This is a genomic window from Chloroflexota bacterium (assembly GCA_016875535.1).
GTDB lineage: Bacteria > Chloroflexota > Dehalococcoidia > SHYB01 > SHYB01 > VGPF01.
This window is the reverse complement of sequence record VGPF01000045.1, coordinates 1-20,226: the sequence shown is the minus strand read 5'-3', so window position 1 is coordinate 20,226 and position 20,226 is coordinate 1. Positions and strand designations below refer to the sequence as shown.

Genomic DNA, 20,226 nt, shown 5'->3' with positions numbered 1-20,226 from the left:
CCCGTCACGGCGCTCCCCGGCGGCGCAGCCGGCGGCACCGCCTTCGGCGGTCGCGGCGCGGCCCTCATCCAGAGCGGCGGCAACCCGCTCTCCCTCCTCCGGGATGGCCTCTCCGTCCAGTCCACCATCGTTGTGAACCAGGTCACTGATGTGGTCATGGTTCCGGCGCGCGCCCTCTCCGGCAACGCCGCCAACCGCATCGTGAAAGTCGTCAAGGCCGATGGCACTCGCGAAGACCGCCCCGTCCAGACCGGCCTCACCGATGGCACCAATACGCAGATCGTCACCGGCCTGGAAGAAGGCGAGAAGATCGCCGTCCCGGCCCGCGGCGGAGGCGCCCGCACCACCACCGGCACCGGCGGCGGCCAGCAGTTCCCCGGCGGCGGGCAGATCTTCATCCAGCAACCTGCCTTCGCTCCGCGATAGACGCCTGCCATGACGCAATCCGCGCAGCAATCGCTCATCACCATAGACCAAGTCACCAAGACTTATCGTCTTGGAAAGCTTGATGTCCAGGCCGTCCGCGGCGTCTCGCTCTCCATCCGGAAGGGCGAGATGGTCGCCATCGTCGGCGCCTCAGGCTCAGGCAAGTCCTCCTTCATGAACATCCTCGGCTGCCTGGACCGTCCGACCTCCGGCAAGTACTACTTGGACAGCCACGATGTCGGCAAGATGAACGATAACGCCCTCGCCAACATCCGCCGCGATAAGATCGGCTTCGTCTTCCAGCAGTTCAATCTGCTTCAGCGCATGAGCGCGATTGATAACGTCGCCCTCCCGCTCATCTACGCCAATGGCAAAGCCCGCCGCGCCCGTGCCGTGGAAGCCCTGGAGCGCGTCGGCCTCGGCAAACGCGGCAAGCACCGCCCCGTCGAGCTCTCCGGCGGCGAGCAGCAGCGCGTCGCCATCGCTCGCGCCCTCATCAACAAGCCCTCCCTCGTCCTCGCCGATGAACCCACCGGCAACCTCGATTCCCGCGTCGGCGCGGAGATCCTCCGGCTCTTCCAGGAGCTCCATGATAAGGAAGGTATGACCCTTGTCTTCGTTACCCACGACCCGGCGGTGAGCGCCATCTCGCCGCGCGTCGTCACCTTCAAGGACGGCCTCATCATCAGCGATGAAGTGAAAGGGAAGGCGGCCGTATGAGCCCCATCGAAAGCTTCCGACTGGCCTTCTGGGCCCTGATCTCCAATAAGCTTCGCACCTTCCTCACCCTCCTCGGCATCGTCATCGGCGTCGGGGCCGTCATCGCCGTCATGGCTATCGGCAAAGGCACGAACCAAAGCATCGAAGAGCAGATCACCCGCGTCGGCACCAACCTCATCTTCGTCCGCCCCCAGGCGCAGACGAATCAAGGCGTGCGCGGCCAGGTGGGCACGGGTCAGACCCTCACCCTGCAAGACGCCTACGCCCTTCAAGATCCCTCGCTCGCGCCGGACGTCGTTTCCGTCGCGCCGGAAGTGAACACCGTCGGCCAGGCCCGCGCCTCGAACCAGAACGTCTTCGCCCGCATCACCGGCACCACGCCTCCCTACGCCGGCATCCGCGATGCCACCCTTGTGGACGGGCGCTTCATCGAGGACCAGGACGTCACCTCGCGGTTGCTCGTCGCCGTCCTTGGCAGCAACATCTCCCAAACCCTCTTCGGTGATCAGAGCCCCGTCGGCCAGTTCGTCGTCATCAACAACCGCCAGTTCCAGATCATCGGCCTGCTCAAGGCCAAGGGCGGCACCGGCCAGGGCGTCACCGACGATGTCATCATCGCGCCCATCACCACCGTGCAGACGCGCCTCATCTCACAGCGCACCGCCCAGGGCACGGAGTCCGTCCAGAACATCAACGTCAAGGCCGTCAGCAACAAGCGCATCGAAGCCGCCAAAACCCAGGTCACCGAGATCCTGCGCGAGCGTCACAAGGTCACCACCACCGACGACTTCGTCCTCACCAGCCAGGAAGACCTCATCCAAGCGCGCCAGGAAGTGAACAACGTCCTCACCGTCTTCCTGGGCGCCATCGCGGGCATCTCCCTCCTCGTCGGCGGCATCGGCATCATGAACATCATGCTCGTCTCCGTCACCGAGCGCACGCGGGAGATCGGCATCCGCAAGGCCGTCGGCGCCAAGCGTCGCGATATTCTCTCCCAGTTCCTCACGGAGGCAACGCTCGTCAGCTTCGGCGGCGGCGGCATCGGCATCGCCGCAGGCTGGGGCGCCTCGAAGCTCCTCGAGAATCTCACGCTGAACGGTCAGCCCATTGAGACCGTCTTCACCGCCGGCATCGCCGGCCTCGCCGTCGGCGTCGCCGTCGCCATCGGCCTCTTCTTCGGCATCTACCCCGCCGTCCGCGCCTCTCGCATGGACCCCATCGAAGCCCTCAGGCACACCTAGGCCTTCGGGACTTGCACCAGGTTGTTTCTGCAATTCCCGCGTCGCTTCCGTAGGGGCTGGCCTTCCCGCAGGGCTCCGATTCTATCGGAGAGGCCAGCCCTTCCCATCGGGCGCACCACGCGCCCTTACCCTCTCCCAGCTCTGATTTATCGGAGAGTCCGGGAGCGCCATTCTGATGGCGTGCGCTCATTCCGATGAGCAACGAGAGGGCCAGTAGTTAGGTCGTTTCCGCCTGCGCCGGGCAAAACGCTATCCAGCCCAACATGCGTTAGCCCAAAGGATGCCTGGAATCGCCTCCAGGCCTGCGAACAGCCGCGACCGCTGATTTAGCGGTAACGCGCTACGTGCGATGCGCCGTTGTTGATCGGCTCGTTCAGGTACACGTCACCATTGCGGATCTTGATGTTGAAGCCGCAATCGGGGACCGTGCAGACCCAAGCCTTGTAATGGATCGGCGCGCCCTGGCTGCCAAAATCAGACAGCGGCACAAGATCGCCTCGGCCGCACTTTTGACACTTCGGAAAGTCCATCGGACACCTCACTCCCCACGCAATTCACAGTTGTGAAATTAGACACAAAGTATACCAAATCCCGCTCCGGTAAGCAACTAGCCCGCCAGCCTATGCCCGGAAAGCGCGGTATAGACCGACCCCCCAGCTTGAAGTTCGCTTCTATAAAGAACAAGCTTCGCCACTCCCTGGGCAAGCGGCTCCCTAGGGAGCTCCACCCGCGCCAACAGCCGCTCCAGGTCTATCGGCCGCGCCCCGTTCTCCAACCGCCCCAGCGTCACATGCGGATGGAAGGGCTTCCCCTCCGTTGGAAAGCCCAGCGGCGCCACGGTTCGCTCCACAGCCTGCTTCATCTCCTCCAGCGCGCTCACCTCGCCCGCCAGCCCCAACCAGACCACCCGCGCCCTCCGCATCGTCGGGAACCCGCCCACACCCTCGATCTCCAGCCGGAACGGCCGCGCCGCCCCCGCGGCTTGGGCAACAGCCTCGCTCACCTGGGGGATCGCGGTCGAGGGCACATCACCCAGGAACTTCAGTGTCACATGCGTCCCTTCGGCGCGCGTCCACCGCACCGGCAGGCGCTCCGCGCGGCGCAGGCGCTCCTGCACCTCCGCGATCCGACGGCGGACCGCTTCGCCGAACTCGATGGCGATGAAGGCTCGAATGCTCTGCATGGCTCTCCTGCCCCTTGCGCCGCTATCGTTATAATACCTCCGTCAGCCTCGGGCAGCCTCGGGCGATTAGGAGGAGTGATGGCACAAGCAAAGCTCGTCAAATCCGGGAACGACCGTATCCTCTTCGGCGTCTGCGGCGGCCTCGCCGAATACTTCGCTGTAGACAGCGTCTTCGTCCGCCTCGCCTACATCGTCCTCGCCCTCCTCATGCCTCGCCTCAAGGAACCCCAGTACGATCCCGCCGACTCGATCCGGCAAAACATCCAAGGCATCCCAAGCGATACCGCGGAGGCGGGCCGCCGCATCGGCAGCGTCATCCGCGGCGAAAGGCCGGAGGGCCAACACCCCGAGCCTGTGATGGAAAGGGCCGAGTCTCGACGCACCGCCGTCGGCATCATCCTTATCCTCATCGGCGTCATCATCCTCATCGTGAACTTCGGCGTCCTCGGCTGGTTCAACGGCGCGATCTTCTGGCCAGTCCTCCTCATCGCCGTCGGCTTCGGCCTCCTCGCCATCAGGGTAAAAACCTCGTAACCCGGTTACGAAAGGCCGCCGCCCGTCGCATACGCGCCGCGCCCCACGTATACTCTTCCCGCGCCTCCAGGCTCCGCTGAAGGAGTGACCATGCAGCTGGAAACCCTGCTCTTTGAAACGCACGACCACAAGGCCGTCGTCACCCTTAACCGGCCCGATAGGATGAACGCCCTCAGCCGCCAGATGAGCGAAGACCTCTTCACCGCATTCAGCGAAGTGAAGAGCAACCCGGACATCTGGGTCGCCATCCTCACCGGCGCGGGCGAAAAGGCCTTCTCCGCAGGCGCGGACCTCAAGGAAAGCTCGGAGGACCGCAAGCGCGGCGCGACCCCAAACTTCGCTCCTTCCCGTCCCGTCGGCGGCTTCCTCAAGAACTTTCTCCTTTGGAAGCCCACCATCGCCGCCATCAACGGCTTCGCCCTCGGCGGCGGTTTGGAGATGGCCCTCGCCTGCGATATCCGCATCGCCGCCGATCACGCGCGCCTCGGCCTTCCCGAGGTGAAGTGGAGCCTCATCGCCGCCGCGGGCGGCGTCTCCCGCCTGCCGCGCAGCATCCCTCGCGCCGTCGCCATGCGCATGGTCCTCACCGGCGAGCCCATCACCGCGCAGCAGGCCCTCCAGTGGGGCCTCGTCACAGACGTCGTGCCGCTCAAGGACCTCCTTCCCCTGGCGCATCGCCTCGCCGATACCATCTGTCAGAACGCGCCCCTCGCCGTTCGCACCGCCAAGGAGGCCGTCTCTAAGGGCCTTGAGATGAGCCTGGAGACCGCCCTTGTCCACGAGGAGGAATACGTGAAACGACTGGTGGCGACCGAAGACTTCCTCGAAGGTCCCCGCGCCTTCGCGGAGAAGCGCAAGCCCAACTTTAAGGGCCGCTAACTATGCCTGAAAGAGCCGCAAAACGCGTCACTGCCGTCGAAGCCGTCCGCGCCCTTCCCGCCAGGGGCCGCCTCCTCTTTCCAACTTCCTGCGGCGTCACCCTCTCGCTCCTGGAGGCCATCGAAAGCGAGCGCGACCGCTTCGATGATCTGCACCTCTACACCGGCATCATGTTCGCCGATCCGCCGCTCCTCAAACACGTCGGCGGGAATATCAAGCTCACCACCTGGCACGTCATGCCTCCCACGCAGAAGCTCGTGGACGACGGCCGCGCCGAGCACCTGCCATTGCGGCTCTCTCAGGTGCCGCGCGTTTTCGGCCAACGCGGCGAGGTCCCCATAGACGCCCTCTTCATCCAAGTCTCGCCTCCCGATGAACAAGGCCTCGTCAGCCTCGGCCTGGAGGTCGGCCCCTGCATTGACCTCGTCAAACAGACCAGGCTCGTCATCGCCGAAGTGAACAGACAGACGCCGCGCACCCTGGGGGATTCCCTCGTCCACATCAGCGATATTGACTTCCTCGTGGACGCCGACTATCCGCCTGTGGAATACCGCCAGGCCTCCATCGGCGATGTGGAGAAGAAGATCGCGGGCTACGTCGCCGACCTTATCCCCAACGGCTCCACGCTCCAGATGGGCATGGGCGCCGTTCCGGAGGCGCTTATCAACTTCCTCAGCGCCAAGCGCGATCTCGGCATCCATTCCGGCATCATCACGGACGCCTTCATCCCCCTCATAGAAAACGGCGTCTTCACCAGCGCGCGCAAAACGATAGACACGGGCAAGATCGTCACCGGGGAAATCTTCGGCGGCCCCGCCATCTTCAAGTACGTCCAAAACAATCCGCGCATCCACATGGCCTCCGTCGCCTATGTGCAGAACCCAATGGTCGTGCGCCGGCTGGAGAACTTCGTCAGCGTCAACTCCGCTGTCGAGATAGACCTCACCGGCCAGGTGAACGCCGAGAGCGTCGGCGGCAGGCAGATCAGCGGCCTCGGCGGCCAGTTCGATTTCATCGAAGGCGTTCTGCATTCTCCCAACGGCATCTCCATCTTCGCCCTGCCGGCCACCGCCGCCAGGGGAAAAGTCTCCCGCATCGTCGCGCGCCTCGGCGAAGGGGCCGTCGTCAGCACGCCGCGCTACTGCACCGATTACGTCGTCACCGAATACGGCGTCGCCCGGCTCAAGGGCAAGACCCTGCGTCAGCGCGCCGAAGCCCTCATCGCCATCGCCCACCCGAACTTCCGCGATGCGCTGAGTAACGCCCTCTCCCGTCCAAAGCCCTCTAGAGGCGAATGATGCCGAAGAACAAACGCTTTATCGTGAACGATCGGGCCGCCATCACCGGCATCGGCCAGACGGCCTTCTCCTCCGGCCTCAACCGCAGCACCATGGACATGGCCGCCGAAGCCATCCTCAAGGCCATCGCCGATGCGGGGCTAAAGCCCAAGGACATAGACGGCGTCTCCAAATACAGCTTCGGCCTCCAGGAGGAGACGGAGAACCATCTCTTCCAGGAAATCGGCCTCGGCAACTTCGGCTTCTACGCGGAGCAGGCCCACGGAGGCGGCGCCTACGCGGCGGTCATCAGCACCGCCGCCCTCGGCGTCGCCTCCGGCATGGCGGACCACGTCATCTGCTTCCGCTCCCGCGCCCGCGGCCGCAAGTCCGTCTTCGGCCCGGGCCGCGATCAGGGCGGCCGCCCCTGGGAGAAAGTCAGTCAGCGCATCACCGGGCGCGGGCAGTATCACGTCCCCTTCGGCCTCATGAGCCCGGTGCAGGAGATGGCCTGCATCGCCCGGCGCTACATGCACGACTACGGCGTCACGGAGGACCACTTCGCCAACGTCGCCATCGCCATGCGCAAGCACGCCGTCGCCAATCCCCTCTCGGTGATGGGCAGCCGCGGGCCCATCTCCCTGGAGGACTATCGCCAATCGCGCTGGATCGCCGAGCCGCTCCGCCTCTACGATTGCTGCATCGAAACCGATGGCGCGACCGCCGTCGTCGTCTCCCGCGCCGATCTCGCCGGGCGCATGCGCCGCAAGCCCGCCCTCATCCACGCCTTCGCCCAAGACACCAAGCCCGCGCACTACACCCTCTCCGATTGGTGGCGCTGGGACCGCGACGCCATGGCCCTGGAGTTGGGCAGGCGCCTCTGGGCCAATTCCGAGCTGAAGGCCAAGGACATCAAGGCCGCCTTCCTCTACGACCACTTCACGCCCATGGTCCTTCTCGCCCTGGAGGATCTGGGCTTCTGCAAGCGCGGCGAAGGCGGCGCTTTCTCGGAGAAGGGTGCGCTGGAAGGGCCTCATGGACGCCTGCCCGTCAACACCAACGGCGGCCAGCTTTCGGAGGCCTTCATCCACGGCTTCAACAACATCAACGAGGCGGTGCGCCAGATACGCGGCACGTCCACCACCCAGGTCCCCAACTGCAACGCCGTCCTCGTCGCCGCCGCCGCCAGCGACCCGACCGGCGCATTCATCCTCCGGAGCGAATGATATGACCCAGCCAGGCGGAAAATACGGGCCCCTCGCCGCGCTCCCGCTCCCGGAGCCGGGCTGGGACAACTACAAGTTCTGGGACTATTGCAAACAGCACAAGCTCTATCTCCAGCGCTGCGCCAAGTGCCGCAACTACTGGTACTACCCGCGCCCTCTCTGCCCGGTGGACCAGTCCCGCGAAATGGTCTGGACCAAGATGAGCGGCAAGGGGAAGGTCTGGACCTTCACCATCGCCCACCACCCCGTCCTGCCCGCCTTCGCCAAGGACGTCCCGCTTCCCGTCGGCGTCATCAAGCTCGATGAGGGCAAGGTCTACATGGCCGGCAGGCTCATGAACGTCAAGCCCCAGGACGTCCGCATCGGCATGCCTGTCAAAGTCACCTGGTTCGACGCCTCAGAGGACATCTCCCTCCCCTATTGGACCCCGATTCGCAGGTAGGGGCGCGGAGCTTGCCCTGAGTCCCTCAAAGGGGCACGCGCCCCTGGTGCTACACCCCTCGGCGATTCGGCGCCCAGATCACCTTGTGGATCTGCAGCGAAAGCCTCGCGTTCGGCGCGTCCGACTTCACCCACTCGGCCAATTCCGCCGGGTTCACCTGATCCCACGCCGGGGAGAACAACACCGCTGCTCTCGTCGGATGCTTCCTCAGCACATCAAGCGCGAAGTCAAAATCCCTGCGACTGGCCACGACGAATTTCACCTGGTCGCATCCGCGCAATCGGGCCAGCTCACCGTACTTGTTGTGGCGCTCCATGACGGAGCCGGGGCACTTGATATCCATCACCCACGAATCCACGGGCGCATCCATCGGCAGCGCATACCCGCCCGAAGTCTCCACCGCGATGAAGTAGTCCCGTTGCTTCAGCGCCTTCGCCAGCTCCTTGAACTCCCTCGGCTGCGCCAGCGGCTCTCCCCCAGTGATGCAGGCATGCTTCGCAGGCCACTTCGCCGCCGCGCCCAGCACTGCCTCCAGCGCCATCTCCTCGCCGCCCTTCGGGTCCCACGTATAGACCGAATCGCACCAGGTGCATCGGAACGGGCACCCTTGCAGGCGCACGAAGACCATCGGCACGCCGGCATAGACGCCCTCGCCCTGGATCGAATAGAAAATCTCGCTGATGCGCATAACCACCCCAGGATAGAGCCGCGCGCACCCCCGGTCAATTGTCCCCGCGCACGCAGCCTAGCGGAGGGTGCGCGGAGCCTTCCAGCGCTACACGAGGGAAAATAACCCGAACGCCTTCTTTTCTCCTCCTGAAGACCGACTAAAAAAGGCCCGCGTCTCGCGAACGCAATTTGCCGCAATCAACAAAGCGTCCCTCTCTCCTGGGAGAGGGATGCGAGGGAGAGGTCTTGCCTATTGCGCTCTTGACAATAGTGCTTATACTGAAATCGTAGGGGTGCGGTCGGCACTGCAGAGCCCGCCGCGCTGCTGCCGGGAGCCCGGGAGATCCGGTCGCCCGTTATCCAGACGGCCGTCATGGCGGAGGTGGCGGAGGGCGTCCTTCCCTCACGGGAAGGGCTGAGGGATAAAACACGGAACGGCCGGAGCGCGATCAGGCGCCGGGCGTCGGACGGGAGCCTATGCTCCCACCCGCTCCTCCTTGCGCCCTGCTCCCCTTCTCCCTTCCAGAAGACCCAGCTCAGAACCCGCACCCCATGCCGCCATCGCCATACCTGGTGCAACCTCACCAAAGGAGTACTCATCGCGGCAAATCCTGCATGGAAAGGTGACCGAAGAGCACCTTCTCCTCGCCTTCCTCACCCTCGATGGAAGAGAGCCTGCGCTGAGTCCATCGAAGTGAACCCGAGCGAAGCCCGGGAGGAGAGGGTGATGCTCCGGTCTGTTTCCCCGGCAGGTGAGGGAGACGCATGTCCCCTCCGGACATCCGTGGCGCCGTCGCACCCCTGTGGACCCCTCAGGAGAGCCCCCTGCACGATAGGGAGCTGCCACCTCTTGCGGTAGGAGCGACGCACGTACGGGGCGTGTCCGCGACCCCATCCTTCAAACCCGTCGCCCCATGGGTCGGAAACGGGGCGACGCCGTGCCTCGAGCCGTCAACGCAGGCTCGCCGCCCGGCGCTCTTGAAGCTGCGGAAGATGGGCTCCGGCCATCGTGCCGGGATGCCGTCTGGATAACGGGTTCACAGCCTGCGTTCGCACATATTCGTCCGCCGTCCCGCGGGCGCATGCCTCCGCGCACCCTCCGGAACCCTCCCCCATTTGACGCCTACTCGTCTCGCCGCTATCGTCTCTCCAGTTGCCCGCGAAAGGAAAGCGATGCGCCCAAATAAGGTCAAAGCCCTCTGGCGTGCCGGGAAGCCTGCCCTCGTCGGCTGGATGAGCATCGCCGACACCTACGCCGCCGAAGTGCTGGCCAACACCGGCTTAGACGCCCTCGTCCTCGATACGCAGCACGGCATGGGCATCGGCCCCGATCGCGCCGCCGCCTGGCTCCAGGCCGTCAGCTCCACGGAGACCGTCCCCATCGTGCGCGTCCCTTGGAATGAGCCCGCCTACGTCCAGTGGGTCCTGGACGCCGGGGCCTACGGCGTCATCATTCCCCTGGTGGGCACCCGGGAAGAAGCGGCCAAGGCGGCGGGCGCCTGCCGCTATGCGCCCCTGGGCTACCGCAGCGTGGGACCCAACCGCGCCCGCTACTACGCCGGGGCCGATTACCTCCAGCGCGCCAACGAGGAAATCATCTGCCTGGTGATGATCGAAGACATCAAGGCTGTGGACCGCCTGGACCAGATCGCCTCCGTTCCCGGGATAGACGGCCTCTACATCGGCCCCTGGGACCTGGCGATGACGATGGGCGTTGACCCGACGACCTACGCGAAGAACGAGGCGCACGCCGCAGCCTGCGCCAAAGTGCTCGAGGCGGCCAAGCGGCACAAGCTTGTCCCCGGCACGCACGTCAATTCCCCGGAAGAAGCCCTCCACCGATTCAAGCAGGGCTTCCTCTTCTCGCCGATCACCACGGACACGGGAAGCCTGGGGAAGGGCGCGGCTTCAGCCCTCAACCTCGTCCGCTCCGGCCTGGGGAGATAGGCCGGCGGCGGTAAGAGAGCCAAGAAAGAAAGGTACTATCTCCCGGTGTGCTTCGGCTTCCGCTTCTCCAGGAAGGCCGCCACGCCCTCGCCGTGGTCGCGGGAATCGCGGCAGACGCGGTTCGCCATGATCTCGTCGTGCACCGCCGCCGCCAGGTCTGAATCGAGGCCCTTGTACATGTTGCGCTTGGAGTAGCCCAGGGCCATCGGCGGCAAGTCCGCCATCGCGCGCGCCATCTCCATCGTCTTCGGCATCAGCTCCTCGTGGGGAACCACCTGGTTCACCAGGCCGATCTCCCTGGCCTCCTGCGCGCCGATGACCTTCGCCTGCAGGACAAGCTCGCACGCTTTCGCGATGCCCACCAGGCGCGGTAGATTGTAGGAGCCGCCGAACTCAGGCGTGAGCCCCATGCGCGCGAAGGTCGGCCCGAACTGCGCCTTCTCGGAGGCGATGCGGATATCGCAGGCGACGGCCACCGTGAAGCCGAGCCCGATGGCAGGGCCGTTCACCGCTGCGATGGTGGGCGCCGAGATGTTGCGGAAGGCGACGGCGATGCGCTCTAACTGCACCTGGTCTATCGCCACCACCTGGTAGCCCTTGCGCTTTGATTCATCGTAGGCCGCCTTGAAGGCGTCCACGTCCGCGCCGGAGGAGAAGCCCTCACCCGAGCCTGTGATGACGATGACGCGCACCTCCGGGTCAACATCGGCGGCGCTCACGGCCTCCCAGGTCTCCAGCAGCATCTCGTTCACAAAGGCGTTTCGCTTGGCAGGGCGGTTGAAGGTCAGCGTGAAGATGCCGTCCTTCTTCTCCGTCAGGATATGCTGTGGACTCATGGGGGTCTCCGTGTGTGGACTGCCCGGCGATTGTAAAACCGCCGGTGCGGTAATTCAATGTCGGCGGATGCGTTCGGTGCTACAATGTCCGCGCCCAATCGGCAGACCACCTCAGGAGGCGACTCGTGGACGAAGCAGCCAAGAAGACCGTATTGCGCATGATCCCCTACGGCATGTTTGTGCTGACCAGCCGCAACAAAGACGGCAGCGATGTCAGCACAGGCACCGTCAACTGGGTCACCCAGGCGTCCTTCCAGCCGCCCCTGGTGGCCGTCGGCGTGAAGGGCGATTCTTCCACCCACGCGCACATCAAAGAGTCGGGCGTCTTCGCCATCAACGTCGTCGGCAAGGACCAAGTGAACATGGCCTTCACCTTCTTCAAGACGCAAAAGCCCCAGGGCGATACGCTGGGCGGCGAAAAGTTCGAGAAGGGCAAAGGCACGGGCTGCGCCCTCCTCCTCAGCTCGCCCTCCTGGTGGGAGTGCAAGGTGGTGGGCGAACTGGCCAAGGGCGACCACACCCTTTTCCTGGCGCAGGTGGTGGAGGCGGGCGTCCGCCGCGAGGACCAGACGATCCTCATGCGCGACCACAAACTGAACTACGGCGGCTAGACGAAACACCGCATACACGAGGCCAAAGGGAGGACGAATGCCCTCCCTTTTTCATTGCGCCGTATACTACGGCGCACAACTCTTTCCCGGGGTGCGCAATGGAGAACATCGGCTATCGCAAAGAGGGACACATCGTCACCATCACGCTGAACCGCCCTGAAAAGCTCAACGCCCTCGATCCGGCGATGGCCCGCGCCCTCGCCCAGGCGTGGATAGACTTCCAGGGCGACGGCGATGCGCGCGCCGCGATCCTCACGGGCGTGGGTCGCGGCTTCTGCGCCGGGATAGACATGCGCAACCGCCTGGAGCGCGCCGAGGCCGGACTTCCCGGCACCGCCGTCTCCGCCCACGATCTCCCTGATCTCTATCTTAAGTTCCACCAGTGGGGACTGCCGGGCGTGAAGAAGCCCGTCATCACCGCCGTCAACGGACTCGCCTCGGGCATCGGCTTTCACCTGGTGCTGATGTCCGACCTGCGCATCGCGGTGGAGAGCGCCACCTTCTCTCTGCCGGAGGTGAAGGTGAGCATCATGGGCGGCAGCCACCGCCTTGCGCTCCAGGGGATCCCCCTGGCCGTGATGCAGCAGCTCGTCCTCACCGGGGAGCCCATCACGGCGAAGCGCGCCTACGAAGTGGGCCTCCTCAACAAGGTCGTCCCGCCGGACGCGCTGATGGATGAGGCGATGGCCCTGGCAAAGCACATCGCGAAGCAGCCGCCCCTCTCCGTCTCCTACAACAAGCTCGCCACCTGGAAGGCCGTGGCCCTTGCGGACCAGATGGCCGATTACCTGGTGCTCCAGTGGACGGCGGAGCTGATGAAGACGGACGACCACAAAGAGGCGCTGAACGCCTTTCTGGAGAAACGCGAGCCGGACTACAAGGGGCGCTAGAAGGGCTCGTTCTGCCCCGGCGGGCGGTCATAGCCCTGGGACGGCGGCTGGCCCTGCTGCTGTTGCTGCTGCGGGGGCGGCCCCTGGCCCCCGCCGCCGCGCCGCCCGCGATAGCGCCGCCTGCGCCCGGCTCCTCCGGGCGGCGGTCCTCCCGATGGCCCGCCGACGGCGCCGCTCTGCTGGCTCTGGGGCTGTTGCTGCTTGCGCCCCGTCACCCACAGCTCGTAGAAATAGTCGCGGTCAAAGGTCTGCCGGTCGTCGCAGATGTGCGCCAGGTCGGATGAAAGGTTGTTGGGGAATGCCGCCACTTCCACATGCTTCCCGGTGTTCTTCACCTTCTGCACCGCGTAGCTGAAGTCGCCGTCGCCGCTCACCAGGATCGCGACGTCGTAGCGATTCTCCCAGGCGTACTGCAGGAGGTCCGTGGCCAGCATGATGTCCACGCCCTTCTCCACCAGCTGCTCCCCGCGGTACTTGCTGGTGCCCAGGCGAACCTCCAGGCGCGGAACGGCGTAGAGGCTGGCGAGGAATTTCTGCTGTTCCTGGTAGGCCGGGCCTCTCCGCTCCGGGTCCTGCAGGATGTTGTAGTAGTAGGCCCGGTAGAGGTGGCGCCCCTTGGTCAGCTTGGTGATAAAGGCGTTGAAGTCCAGGTCGGCGCGGTTGCAGTTCTCTTCAAGACTGTGGTAGAGGTTGCTGCCGTCTATGAAGATGCAGACTCGTTCCCTTGTATCCACCAGATATGCTCCGTATGCGCAAGATAGCTAGCTTCAGATATAGGCTAACGAAGGCCATGATAGCACGTTTTTCCCTTCAGAGGCCCCTCCGGACACGGGGGAGCGATTCATTGACCGTGACCCGGGCAGGGGCGTATGATATCCAGGTGTGGCGTCTGTAGCGACGGAACGACTGGAGGTTCGCGATGCGCATCGGCTGGGTAGAAGGCCTCATCATCTTCGGCATCTTGATCTTCCTTTTCGGCGCGACGAAGCTGCCCGCCATGGGACGCGCCATCGGCCAGAGCATCAAAGAGTTCAAGAAAGGCGTGCGCGACGCCGATGACGAGAAGGCGGAGAAGTCCGCAACGACTGCTGCGAAGACCACCAGCGACGAGAACAAGAAGATCACGCAGCACTAAGCTCTCACAACACGGCTTCTCTCAAGAACCCCTCGGCGTCATACGAGGGGTTCTTTCTTTTTCCCGGCTACGCGGCAGGCAGGGGCTTCCCCCGCCAGGCGAAGCGCGAGAGCAGGATGCCCACCTCGTAGAGGACGATGAAGGGCCCGGCCACGAGCGCTTGGTTGATCGGGTCGAAGGTGGGCGTGATGACGGCGCCGAGGACCACCGCGATGACGATCCAGGGCCTGCGGAAGCCCGTGTACGACTTAGGCGTGGTGATGCCCAGGAGCGAGAGGAAATACATGACGAAAGGAAGCTCGAAGGAGACGCCCATCCAGAACATCAGCGCCACCACCAGATTGATGTAGCTATCGGCCGTCGGCAGGGACGTGAACCCGGCATCCTCGCCGAAGTTCAAGAGGAAGCGGATGCTCGGCGGCACGACGATGAAGTAGGCGAAGGCGGCGCCTGCTGCAAAGGCCAGGCCCAGGACCCCCGGTGTGATGTAGAGGTACTTCCGCTGTCCCGGCCCCAGGGCCGGGGCGAGGAAGCGTATCGCTTGATACACGAAGACGGGGATCGCCGCCACAAGCCCTCCATAGAGGACCACGCGCAGGACAGTCTCCGTGCCTCCGGTGATCGTGGTGAAGTAGAGGTCAGGGTTGTCGCCCGCCTCGCGCAGGATGTCAATGATCTGCCTGCGGAAGACAAAGGCCACCACAAGGCCGGCGATGAGCGCCACGGCGCAGATCATCAGCCTGCGGCGCAGCTCGGCCAGATGGCCGATGAGTGACATCTCCTGGTCAGGCATCGCGCATCACGTCAGCGTGCGCTCGCGCCGCCGCCGGGTTTGCCCTTGGCGGCATCGCTCGCGGCGGACGCGCCCCGGCTGCCGGGCTCTGGGTCGAAATTGAACGTCAGGTCGAAGTCCGGGGACGGCGGCAGGTCCACCGTCTTGCGCACGCTCTCGCCGACGCCCTTGGCCCCCTGTTCCACATCCCTGGTCTCTTCCGTGAGGGCGTCCTTGGCCTCGTTCACCGTGCGCCGCGCCCGGCCGATGAATTCGCCGAGCTTGCGCCCGTAGACGGGCAACTTGTCCGGGCCCATGACCACCAGAAAGACGATGGCGATGAGCACGAATTCGAGGGGGCCTATCCCAAGAAAATCCAAGGGGGTACCTCAGGTGGGGTACCCCCAGGATAGCACAGCCTATGCGAATCTACGAACTAGAGGCCGAAGCGCTTCCAGAACGACTTATGCTGTTGGCCTCTATCGTCCATCGGCGAGCTCATGGGCGGATGCGACTCGGCGCTCGGCTGGCGGAATGGCGTCGGCGGCTCAACCTTAGGCGCCTCGGCCACCACGGGAGTCGGCGCTGCCTGGGCGGCCACGGGCGGCGCGGTGTGCTCCGCGACGACGGCCACAGGGGCCGCGATAGGCTCCTGGCGGATGGGCGTGGGCTCAGGGGCGGCCATCGCCACGGGCGCGGCCTCTCGCATCTTCCCGGTATCCCAGTCCTGCATCGCATGGATCACGCCGGCCAGGCCTCTGCCGCGCTCGGTGAGGCTGTATTCCACGCGCACGGGGACTTCCGCGTAGACCTTGCGGTCAATGATGCCCTGGTCTTCGAGCTCCTTGAGGCGTTGGGAGAGCACTTTATCGTTGATGCGCCCGATGTCATTCAGGATCTCGCGGAAGCGGCGCGGGCCGTTCATAAGGTCCTTCACGATGAGGGCAGACCATCTTTTGCCCAGAAGATTGAACGAGTTTTCCTTCAGCTTTGCTACCATATTGCCCTCCTTGGGTTTTGTACTAACTTTTCACTAAACCTGAACCGCGTTTAGGATATCGTACAGCACTTTCTTACGCCAAGCAAGGGGGTTCCAGATAGCCTCTCTGGGGTAACCCGGCAAACGGTGTCCGAATCCGGCCGATCTACTCTGTTGGCCGCCCTCCTACGCTTTCAGGGAAATGCTAGCTACTGAGCCTGCCAAACCTGAAGCGGCCCTTGCTCGTTATACTGGTGGACGATACCTTCGCTGAAAGTCTCCTCATGCGCCACTCTCCAGCCCTTGTACCCCTGGCACTCCTCCTCACTGCCGTCCTCGCCCTCTCCGGGTGCGGAGGCTCCTCCGGCTCATCGCCGACGAAGTCCCCTGGAGAAGCGCCGCTGCAGATCATCGTCCCAGGAACAGACACCGTCGTCGGCCCGAATCGCCTCGTGGTCGCGTTGCTGGACGCGCAAGGCTCGCCGGTGGGCGGCGCACAGGTGCGCTTGCGCTTCTACCACACAGACGGCCCGACGCCGACCGCCGTGAAAAGCGAAGTCTCCGCCATGTGGCTCGGCGACACGCTGAACCTGGCGCAGCCTGTCTATGCCGGCAGGCCGACCTTCGATGCGCCGGGGAAATGGGACGTGGAGGCGATCGCGATGAAGGACGGCGTCCAGCGTCTTTCCAACAGGGGGCGATTCATCGTGAAGGCGCGCGCGGATGTGCCGAACGTGGGCGACGCCGCGCCGCTGACACGCCAGGCGACGCTTGCCGATGCGCCCATCGAACAGCTGACCTCCGAGCGGCCGCCGGGAGACCCGGACTTCTACCGACTCACCATCGCCGACGCGATAGCCCAGAAAAAGCCCCTGTTGGTTATTTTCTCCACACCGGCATTCTGCCAGACGCGCACGTGCGGGCCGCAATTGGATGTGGCTCAGGAACTGAAGCAACGCTACGGCGCGCAGATGAACTTCATCCACGTGGAAATCTTCGAGCGGCCCGATCTCCTGCTCATCGGCCAGGGAGAGGCGAAGGGCCGCGCCGCGGTGATCCAGTGGCGATTGCCCAGCGAGCCGTGGCTCTTCCTCATCGGCGCGGACGGGAAGATATTCGACCGCTTCGAAGGGTACGCGCCTGCGTCGGAAGTGGAGCCGCGCATCCGGGATCTGCTGAAGCTCTAGTCGCTGATCGCGGTGGCCACGAGACGGCCTTTCGACTCGCTGTAGCGCACGGTGACCGGCTGCGCGCCAGCCATGTGCTCCCGGAGGTGGGAGGCGCGCCAGAAGCGCAGGTCAACATCGGCGCCGCGCGTGAAGGTGAGCTCTTTGCCGCCGGAGAGGCGCAACGTGAGCGACTCCCATTCGACGACGGACTCGGCGCGGACGTTCACGATGAGGCCGCGCGCCTCACGGGCCGAATCACTCCGGCAGGCTGTAAACAGGACCAGCGCCAGGAGCAGATATGCGGCTAGGCTCTTGCGGACCATCGCCTAGTCGGCCGCCGCGTCTTTCTCGGGCGCGTCCTTGCCGCCGGATGCCTTGACGCCGTTGCCCACGGCGACGAAGGCCGGCCGCAGGACGCGATCGCGGAACTTATAGCCCTTCTGCAGCTCGGTGATGACCTTGCCCTCTTGGCCATCAACCCGCATCACGGCGTCATGGAGCTTAGGATCGAAGTCGTGGCCGACGGTTGGGATGACCGTCAAGCCCTGCGCCTCGAGAGAGGTGAGGAGCTTCTTGTAGACAAGGGAGAGGCCTTCGAACCATTTCTCCTTCTTTTGCTCCGCGCCGATGGCCTCCAGCGCCCGGGTGAAATCGTCAATCACGGGCAGCATGGCGGAGAGGACGTTCGTGCCAGCCCAGAGCGTCGTCTCCTGCTTCTCCTGCTCGGTGCGCTTGCGCAGGTTTTCCAGGTCGGCCTGGGCGCGACGCCAGTTGTTGAGGTAGCCATCGGCCTTGGCCTGAAGCTCCTCGATGGCCTTCTGCGCCTCACCAGCGTCGGAGGCAGGCGCGCCGTTTTCCTGCGGCGCGGCCTCGTTAGGCTCAGAACGTGGTTCAGGTGCAGACATGGGCGACAACCTCTACTACGAGCATACCGTGTTCTGGAAAGAGCGACCAGCCACCCCGGAGGACCGAACTAACTCAGCTCACCCACCAGCCCGGTGAGCGCATCGCTCACCGTCTGCACGGAGGCGATGGTGCGGCGATAGTTGAGGCGCGTGGGCCCGACCACGGCCACGACTCCGTTGACGCCCTCCGATTGTCCGTACCGGGCGATGATGACGCTGCACTCCTGGATCTCGCCGGAATCATTCTCGCGGCCGATGACGACGCGCATCTTTTCGCCAGCGACGATGCGGGAGAGCGATTCCCGGAGCCGCCGCTTGTCCTCGAGGAAATCAATGACCTCCCGCAACCTGGCACCGTTGAGGAACTCGGGCTGGTTCATCAGGTGGCGCAGGCCCGCGATCAGGGGCTCTTCGAAGCGTCCCGCATCCTCCGCCGCCAGGAGGCCCTTGAGGGCCTCAATCACCTGCCGCTCGGCAGGCTCCGCGGCAGGCTCCTTGGGCGTGATGGCCGCCGCAGTGGCGCCGCTGAAGAGCGCATTCAGCTTGTTCGAGATCTTCGTCAGATCGCCCTGGCTTGCCGACTGGCGCAGGTGCAGGATGCGCTGCTTGGTCTTGGCCTCCTGCAGCACCATCACCAGGAGGGCGAGGTACTCCTGCAGGTGGACCAGCTCGATGCGCTTGAGCCGCGCCTGGGGCGCCTTGGGGGGCGAGACGACGGCCATGTTGCGGGCCATATCGCTCAGCATCTCCGCCGCCGCCTTCGTCCACAGCTCGATGTCCTGGGCCGATTCTTCAAGCTGTCTGCGCAGGCGCGCGCCTGCATCGGGCTCGGTGGAGATGCGGGGCAGGGTCTCCACATGCCGCCGGTAGCCCTTGTGCGAAGGGATGCCGCCGGAGGAGATATGCGGGCGGCGGATGTAGCCTTCGCCCTCCAGGTCCGCCATGTCATTGCGGATGGTGGCGGAGCTGACGCTGAAGCCGAAGGCGATGCTCTGCGAAGGCACAGGAGCCGCGCTCGAGACGTACTCGCTCACGATGAAGTTGAGGATGGCTTGCTGTCTATCAGTGATCATCGCTACCTCAATGGAAAGCGGCGCGATTCTTCTCCTGAACGCCAGGCAGGGAATGTAGCATGCCGCACACGAGTCCGCAAGGGCGCGTTTCTATTGCTCATCTGGTTTGACCCATGAAAATCGCTTCTGGTATACTTCAGGCGATTTCTCGAACCGCATATGAAACGCGGCGATAGGCCGCCTCGAGAAGTCGCACAAAGCTTCATCCTCGATAGAGGCCACCTGTGGATATCACCTGGTACGGCGGCGGCTCCTTCGCGCTCAAAGGCTCCGAGCTCCTCATCGTCACCGAGCCCCTGGACGATTCAGGGAAGCCGCGCCAAGGGCTGCCGAAGGCCGATGTCTTCACCCTCAGCAGATCCTCCCCGGAGCGCACCGAGCTCCAGGCCTTGCAGCCCAAGCGAAAGAGCCTGGCAGGCCCGGGGGAGTACGAAATCGCAGGCGTCTTCATCAACGCCGTGCGCACATTCCGCGACGATCAAAAGGGCGCCGCCAAAGGGACGAACACCTGCTACCGCTACGTGATAGACGGCGTGCGTATCGCCCATCTGGGGCTGATCGGGCACGTCCCCACGTCCGACCAGGCGAAGGCCGTGGGCGATATTGACGTCCTCATCATCCCCATCGTGGATGGCGGCCTGACGGCCGCAGGCGCATCGGAGACGATCCGCATGCTGGAGGCCAAGATCGTCATCCCAGCGCCCCAGGCGAGCGCCAAGACGATGGCGGACAGCCCTGCGGTGGCGAAGGTCTTCAAGGAGCTCGGCGTGACGCCGCAGCCGCCGGTGCAAAAGCTCATCGTAAACCCTGCGCTTCTCTCGGGAGATCAGCGCATCATGCTTCTGGAGCGCGCCGCGTAGGCAGGGTTCGGAGCGGCAGAGGCGAAGCGCCCTCTAGCCCCGGCCTCGTAGACCCATTCGTCCTACCGATGTGGAAATCGGTAGTACCTGAGGGCGAGAGTAAAAAGAAAAGCCCCTCCCTGGTGACCAGGGAGGGGCTTTGTATTGCCTTGCGGCTCTCTTACGGGCGAATCGCCGTTACCAGCGCCCCTTCTTTGCCCCTAGGGCCATTCCTAGCGCCCCGAGGCCCGCGACGAGACCCACGATACCGACGATGAGCGCCACCGTGGCATTTGCCTCCTCGCCGTCGGCTCCTGCAGGCCCAACGGCGCCTGCTGCGCCGGCGGGGCCGACGGAACCGGCTGCGCCAGTTTCCCCTCTATCGCCCTTATCCCCCTTTGCGCCGGCGGCGCCGGCGGCGCCGGCGGGGCCAGCAGGCCCGGGCGCTCCCTGGGGGCCTGCTGCGCCCGCCG

24 protein-coding genes are annotated in these 20,226 nt (G+C 64.7%); 12 read left to right on the top strand and 12 right to left on the bottom strand.

Going from position 1 to position 20,226, the window contains the following annotated elements:
• Positions 1 to 435 precede the first annotated feature (435 nt).
• Together FJ039_10780 and FJ039_10775 are read left to right on the top strand one after the other, a co-directional pair.
• Entirely contained in the window at positions 436 to 1,146 is a 711-nt protein-coding gene (locus FJ039_10780; GenBank protein ID MBM4406639.1) for an ABC transporter ATP-binding protein, read from the top strand.
• Positions 1,143 to 2,387, top strand: coding sequence for an FtsX-like permease family protein (locus FJ039_10775; GenBank protein MBM4406638.1), 1,245 nt, complete (start codon positions 1,143 to 1,145; stop codon positions 2,385 to 2,387). The genes FJ039_10780 and FJ039_10775 overlap by 4 nt, the downstream gene beginning before the upstream one ends.
• Before the next feature lie 326 nt (positions 2,388 to 2,713).
• Here the strand turns inward: FJ039_10775 and FJ039_10770 are convergent, their stop codons facing one another.
• Entirely contained in the window at positions 2,714 to 2,917 is a 204-nt protein-coding gene (locus FJ039_10770; protein ID MBM4406637.1) for a hypothetical protein, read from the bottom strand.
• A gap of 77 nt (positions 2,918 to 2,994) precedes the next feature.
• Positions 2,995 to 3,570 carry an RNA 2',3'-cyclic phosphodiesterase gene (gene thpR / locus FJ039_10765; protein MBM4406636.1) on the bottom strand — a complete coding sequence of 192 codons (576 nt, stop codon included), beginning with the start codon at positions 3,568 to 3,570 and terminating at the stop codon, positions 2,995 to 2,997.
• Positions 3,571 to 3,648: 78 nt separating this feature from the next.
• On the opposite strand from thpR, the gene FJ039_10760 reads away from it, so the two are divergent.
• The 4 genes from FJ039_10760 (at position 3,649) to FJ039_10745 (ending at position 7,928) form a co-directional block, all read left to right on the top strand.
• Positions 3,649 to 4,104: a PspC domain-containing protein gene (locus FJ039_10760; GenBank protein ID MBM4406635.1), complete on the top strand. Its 456-nt coding sequence runs from the start codon at positions 3,649 to 3,651 to the stop codon at positions 4,102 to 4,104.
• Positions 4,105 to 4,194: 90 nt separating this feature from the next.
• Positions 4,195 to 4,983 (top strand): crotonase, encoded by a 789-nt coding sequence (locus FJ039_10755; protein MBM4406634.1) that lies wholly within the window; start codon positions 4,195 to 4,197, stop codon positions 4,981 to 4,983.
• Positions 4,984 to 4,985: 2 nt separating this feature from the next.
• Positions 4,986 to 6,281, top strand: coding sequence for an acetyl-CoA hydrolase/transferase family protein (locus tag FJ039_10750; protein ID MBM4406633.1), 1,296 nt, complete (start codon positions 4,986 to 4,988; stop codon positions 6,279 to 6,281).
• Between the two features lie 1,014 nt (positions 6,282 to 7,295).
• Positions 7,296 to 7,928, top strand: coding sequence for a Zn-ribbon domain-containing OB-fold protein (locus FJ039_10745; GenBank protein MBM4406632.1), 633 nt, complete (start codon positions 7,296 to 7,298; stop codon positions 7,926 to 7,928).
• 49 nt (positions 7,929 to 7,977) lie between these two features.
• On the opposite strand, the gene FJ039_10740 is transcribed toward FJ039_10745, so the two are convergent.
• Positions 7,978 to 8,616: a radical SAM protein gene (locus tag FJ039_10740; protein MBM4406631.1), complete on the bottom strand. Its 639-nt coding sequence runs from the start codon at positions 8,614 to 8,616 to the stop codon at positions 7,978 to 7,980.
• A gap of 1,154 nt (positions 8,617 to 9,770) precedes the next feature.
• On the opposite strand from FJ039_10740, the gene FJ039_10735 reads away from it, so the two are divergent.
• The gene (locus FJ039_10735; GenBank protein MBM4406630.1) at positions 9,771 to 10,544 is read left to right on the top strand and encodes a 2,4-dihydroxyhept-2-ene-1,7-dioic acid aldolase; all 774 of its coding nucleotides are present in this window, start codon (positions 9,771 to 9,773) and stop codon (positions 10,542 to 10,544) included.
• Positions 10,545 to 10,579: 35 nt separating this feature from the next.
• On the opposite strand, the gene FJ039_10730 is transcribed toward FJ039_10735, so the two are convergent.
• Positions 10,580 to 11,380, bottom strand: a complete 801-nt coding sequence (locus tag FJ039_10730; protein ID MBM4406629.1) for a 2-(1,2-epoxy-1,2-dihydrophenyl)acetyl-CoA isomerase — start codon at positions 11,378 to 11,380, stop codon at positions 10,580 to 10,582.
• Between the two features lie 125 nt (positions 11,381 to 11,505).
• Between FJ039_10730 and FJ039_10725 the strand changes: the two genes are divergently transcribed.
• Complete coding sequence (locus FJ039_10725; protein ID MBM4406628.1) at positions 11,506 to 11,991, top strand: flavin reductase family protein; 486 nt, start codon at positions 11,506 to 11,508, stop codon at positions 11,989 to 11,991.
• A 98-nt stretch (positions 11,992 to 12,089) separates the two neighbouring features.
• On the top strand, positions 12,090 to 12,881 hold the full coding sequence (locus tag FJ039_10720) for a hypothetical protein (protein MBM4406627.1): 792 nt from the start codon (positions 12,090 to 12,092) through the stop codon (positions 12,879 to 12,881).
• Here the strand turns inward: FJ039_10720 and FJ039_10715 are convergent.
• On the bottom strand, positions 12,878 to 13,618 hold the full coding sequence (locus FJ039_10715; GenBank protein MBM4406626.1) for an NYN domain-containing protein: 741 nt from the start codon (positions 13,616 to 13,618) through the stop codon (positions 12,878 to 12,880). The two genes, FJ039_10720 and FJ039_10715, sit on opposite strands and share 4 nt — an antisense overlap.
• 182 nt (positions 13,619 to 13,800) lie before the next feature.
• On the opposite strand from FJ039_10715, the gene FJ039_10710 reads away from it, so the two are divergent.
• On the top strand, positions 13,801 to 14,016 hold the full coding sequence (locus FJ039_10710) for a twin-arginine translocase TatA/TatE family subunit (GenBank protein MBM4406625.1): 216 nt from the start codon (positions 13,801 to 13,803) through the stop codon (positions 14,014 to 14,016).
• Between the two features lie 67 nt (positions 14,017 to 14,083).
• Here the strand turns inward: FJ039_10710 and tatC are convergent, their stop codons facing one another.
• Genes tatC through FJ039_10695 form a run of 3 tightly spaced genes read right to left on the bottom strand, consistent with a single transcriptional unit; the run spans position 14,084 to position 15,788 of the window.
• Positions 14,084 to 14,809: a twin-arginine translocase subunit TatC gene (tatC, locus tag FJ039_10705; GenBank protein MBM4406624.1), complete on the bottom strand. Its 726-nt coding sequence runs from the start codon at positions 14,807 to 14,809 to the stop codon at positions 14,084 to 14,086.
• Between the two features lie 11 nt (positions 14,810 to 14,820).
• Positions 14,821 to 15,168: a twin-arginine translocase TatA/TatE family subunit gene (locus tag FJ039_10700; protein ID MBM4406623.1), complete on the bottom strand. Its 348-nt coding sequence runs from the start codon at positions 15,166 to 15,168 to the stop codon at positions 14,821 to 14,823.
• A gap of 56 nt (positions 15,169 to 15,224) precedes the next feature.
• Complete coding sequence (locus FJ039_10695; GenBank protein MBM4406622.1) at positions 15,225 to 15,788, bottom strand: helix-turn-helix transcriptional regulator; 564 nt, start codon at positions 15,786 to 15,788, stop codon at positions 15,225 to 15,227.
• 218 nt (positions 15,789 to 16,006) lie between these two features.
• Here FJ039_10695 and FJ039_10690 point away from each other — a divergent pair, with 218 nt between their 5' ends.
• A complete protein-coding gene (locus tag FJ039_10690) occupies positions 16,007 to 16,954 on the top strand; it encodes a hypothetical protein (protein ID MBM4406621.1) in 948 nt (315 codons plus the stop codon).
• Here the strand turns inward: FJ039_10690 and FJ039_10685 are convergent.
• From FJ039_10685 to hrcA, 3 genes are all read right to left on the bottom strand, one after another.
• A complete protein-coding gene (locus tag FJ039_10685; protein ID MBM4406620.1) occupies positions 16,951 to 17,259 on the bottom strand; it encodes a hypothetical protein in 309 nt (102 codons plus the stop codon). The genes FJ039_10690 and FJ039_10685 overlap by 4 nt on opposite strands.
• A 3-nt stretch (positions 17,260 to 17,262) precedes the next feature.
• Positions 17,263 to 17,841 (bottom strand): nucleotide exchange factor GrpE, encoded by a 579-nt coding sequence (gene grpE / locus FJ039_10680; protein MBM4406619.1) that lies wholly within the window; start codon positions 17,839 to 17,841, stop codon positions 17,263 to 17,265.
• Between the two features lie 68 nt (positions 17,842 to 17,909).
• Positions 17,910 to 18,914, bottom strand: a complete 1,005-nt coding sequence (gene hrcA / locus FJ039_10675; protein ID MBM4406618.1) for a heat-inducible transcription repressor HrcA — start codon at positions 18,912 to 18,914, stop codon at positions 17,910 to 17,912.
• Between the two features lie 224 nt (positions 18,915 to 19,138).
• Between hrcA and FJ039_10670 the strand changes: the two genes are divergently transcribed.
• Entirely contained in the window at positions 19,139 to 19,774 is a 636-nt protein-coding gene (locus FJ039_10670) for an MBL fold metallo-hydrolase (GenBank protein MBM4406617.1), read from the top strand.
• Positions 19,775 to 19,951: 177 nt separating this feature from the next.
• On the opposite strand, the gene FJ039_10665 is transcribed toward FJ039_10670, so the two are convergent.
• A partial coding sequence (locus tag FJ039_10665; GenBank protein MBM4406616.1) for a hypothetical protein occupies positions 19,952 to 20,226 on the bottom strand: 275 nt, incomplete at its 5' end.

What these genes read in the sequence shown, in the direction of transcription:
- FJ039_10780 (MBM4406639.1), top strand. Translation starts at nt 436, where the DNA reads ATGACGCAATCCGCGCAGCAATCGCTCATCACCATAGACCAAGTCACC.
- FJ039_10775 (MBM4406638.1), top strand. Translation starts at nt 1,143, where the DNA reads ATGAGCCCCATCGAAAGCTTCCGACTGGCCTTCTGGGCCCTGATCTCC.
- FJ039_10770 (MBM4406637.1), bottom strand. Translation starts at nt 2,917, where the DNA reads ATGGACTTTCCGAAGTGTCAAAAGTGCGGCCGAGGCGATCTTGTGCCG.
- thpR (MBM4406636.1), bottom strand. Translation starts at nt 3,570, where the DNA reads ATGCAGAGCATTCGAGCCTTCATCGCCATCGAGTTCGGCGAAGCGGTC.
- FJ039_10760 (MBM4406635.1), top strand. Translation starts at nt 3,649, where the DNA reads ATGGCACAAGCAAAGCTCGTCAAATCCGGGAACGACCGTATCCTCTTC.
- FJ039_10755 (MBM4406634.1), top strand. Translation starts at nt 4,195, where the DNA reads ATGCAGCTGGAAACCCTGCTCTTTGAAACGCACGACCACAAGGCCGTC.
- FJ039_10750 (MBM4406633.1), top strand. Translation starts at nt 4,986, where the DNA reads ATGCCTGAAAGAGCCGCAAAACGCGTCACTGCCGTCGAAGCCGTCCGC.
- FJ039_10745 (MBM4406632.1), top strand. Translation starts at nt 7,296, where the DNA reads ATGGACGCCTGCCCGTCAACACCAACGGCGGCCAGCTTTCGGAGGCCT.
- FJ039_10740 (MBM4406631.1), bottom strand. Translation starts at nt 8,616, where the DNA reads ATGCGCATCAGCGAGATTTTCTATTCGATCCAGGGCGAGGGCGTCTAT.
- FJ039_10735 (MBM4406630.1), top strand. Translation starts at nt 9,771, where the DNA reads ATGCGCCCAAATAAGGTCAAAGCCCTCTGGCGTGCCGGGAAGCCTGCC.
- FJ039_10730 (MBM4406629.1), bottom strand. Translation starts at nt 11,380, where the DNA reads ATGAGTCCACAGCATATCCTGACGGAGAAGAAGGACGGCATCTTCACG.
- FJ039_10720 (MBM4406627.1), top strand. Translation starts at nt 12,090, where the DNA reads ATGGAGAACATCGGCTATCGCAAAGAGGGACACATCGTCACCATCACG.
- FJ039_10710 (MBM4406625.1), top strand. Translation starts at nt 13,801, where the DNA reads ATGCGCATCGGCTGGGTAGAAGGCCTCATCATCTTCGGCATCTTGATC.
- tatC (MBM4406624.1), bottom strand. Translation starts at nt 14,809, where the DNA reads ATGCCTGACCAGGAGATGTCACTCATCGGCCATCTGGCCGAGCTGCGC.
- FJ039_10695 (MBM4406622.1), bottom strand. Translation starts at nt 15,788, where the DNA reads ATGGTAGCAAAGCTGAAGGAAAACTCGTTCAATCTTCTGGGCAAAAGA.
- FJ039_10685 (MBM4406620.1), bottom strand. Translation starts at nt 17,259, where the DNA reads ATGGTCCGCAAGAGCCTAGCCGCATATCTGCTCCTGGCGCTGGTCCTG.
- grpE (MBM4406619.1), bottom strand. Translation starts at nt 17,841, where the DNA reads ATGTCTGCACCTGAACCACGTTCTGAGCCTAACGAGGCCGCGCCGCAG.
- hrcA (MBM4406618.1), bottom strand. Translation starts at nt 18,914, where the DNA reads ATGATCACTGATAGACAGCAAGCCATCCTCAACTTCATCGTGAGCGAG.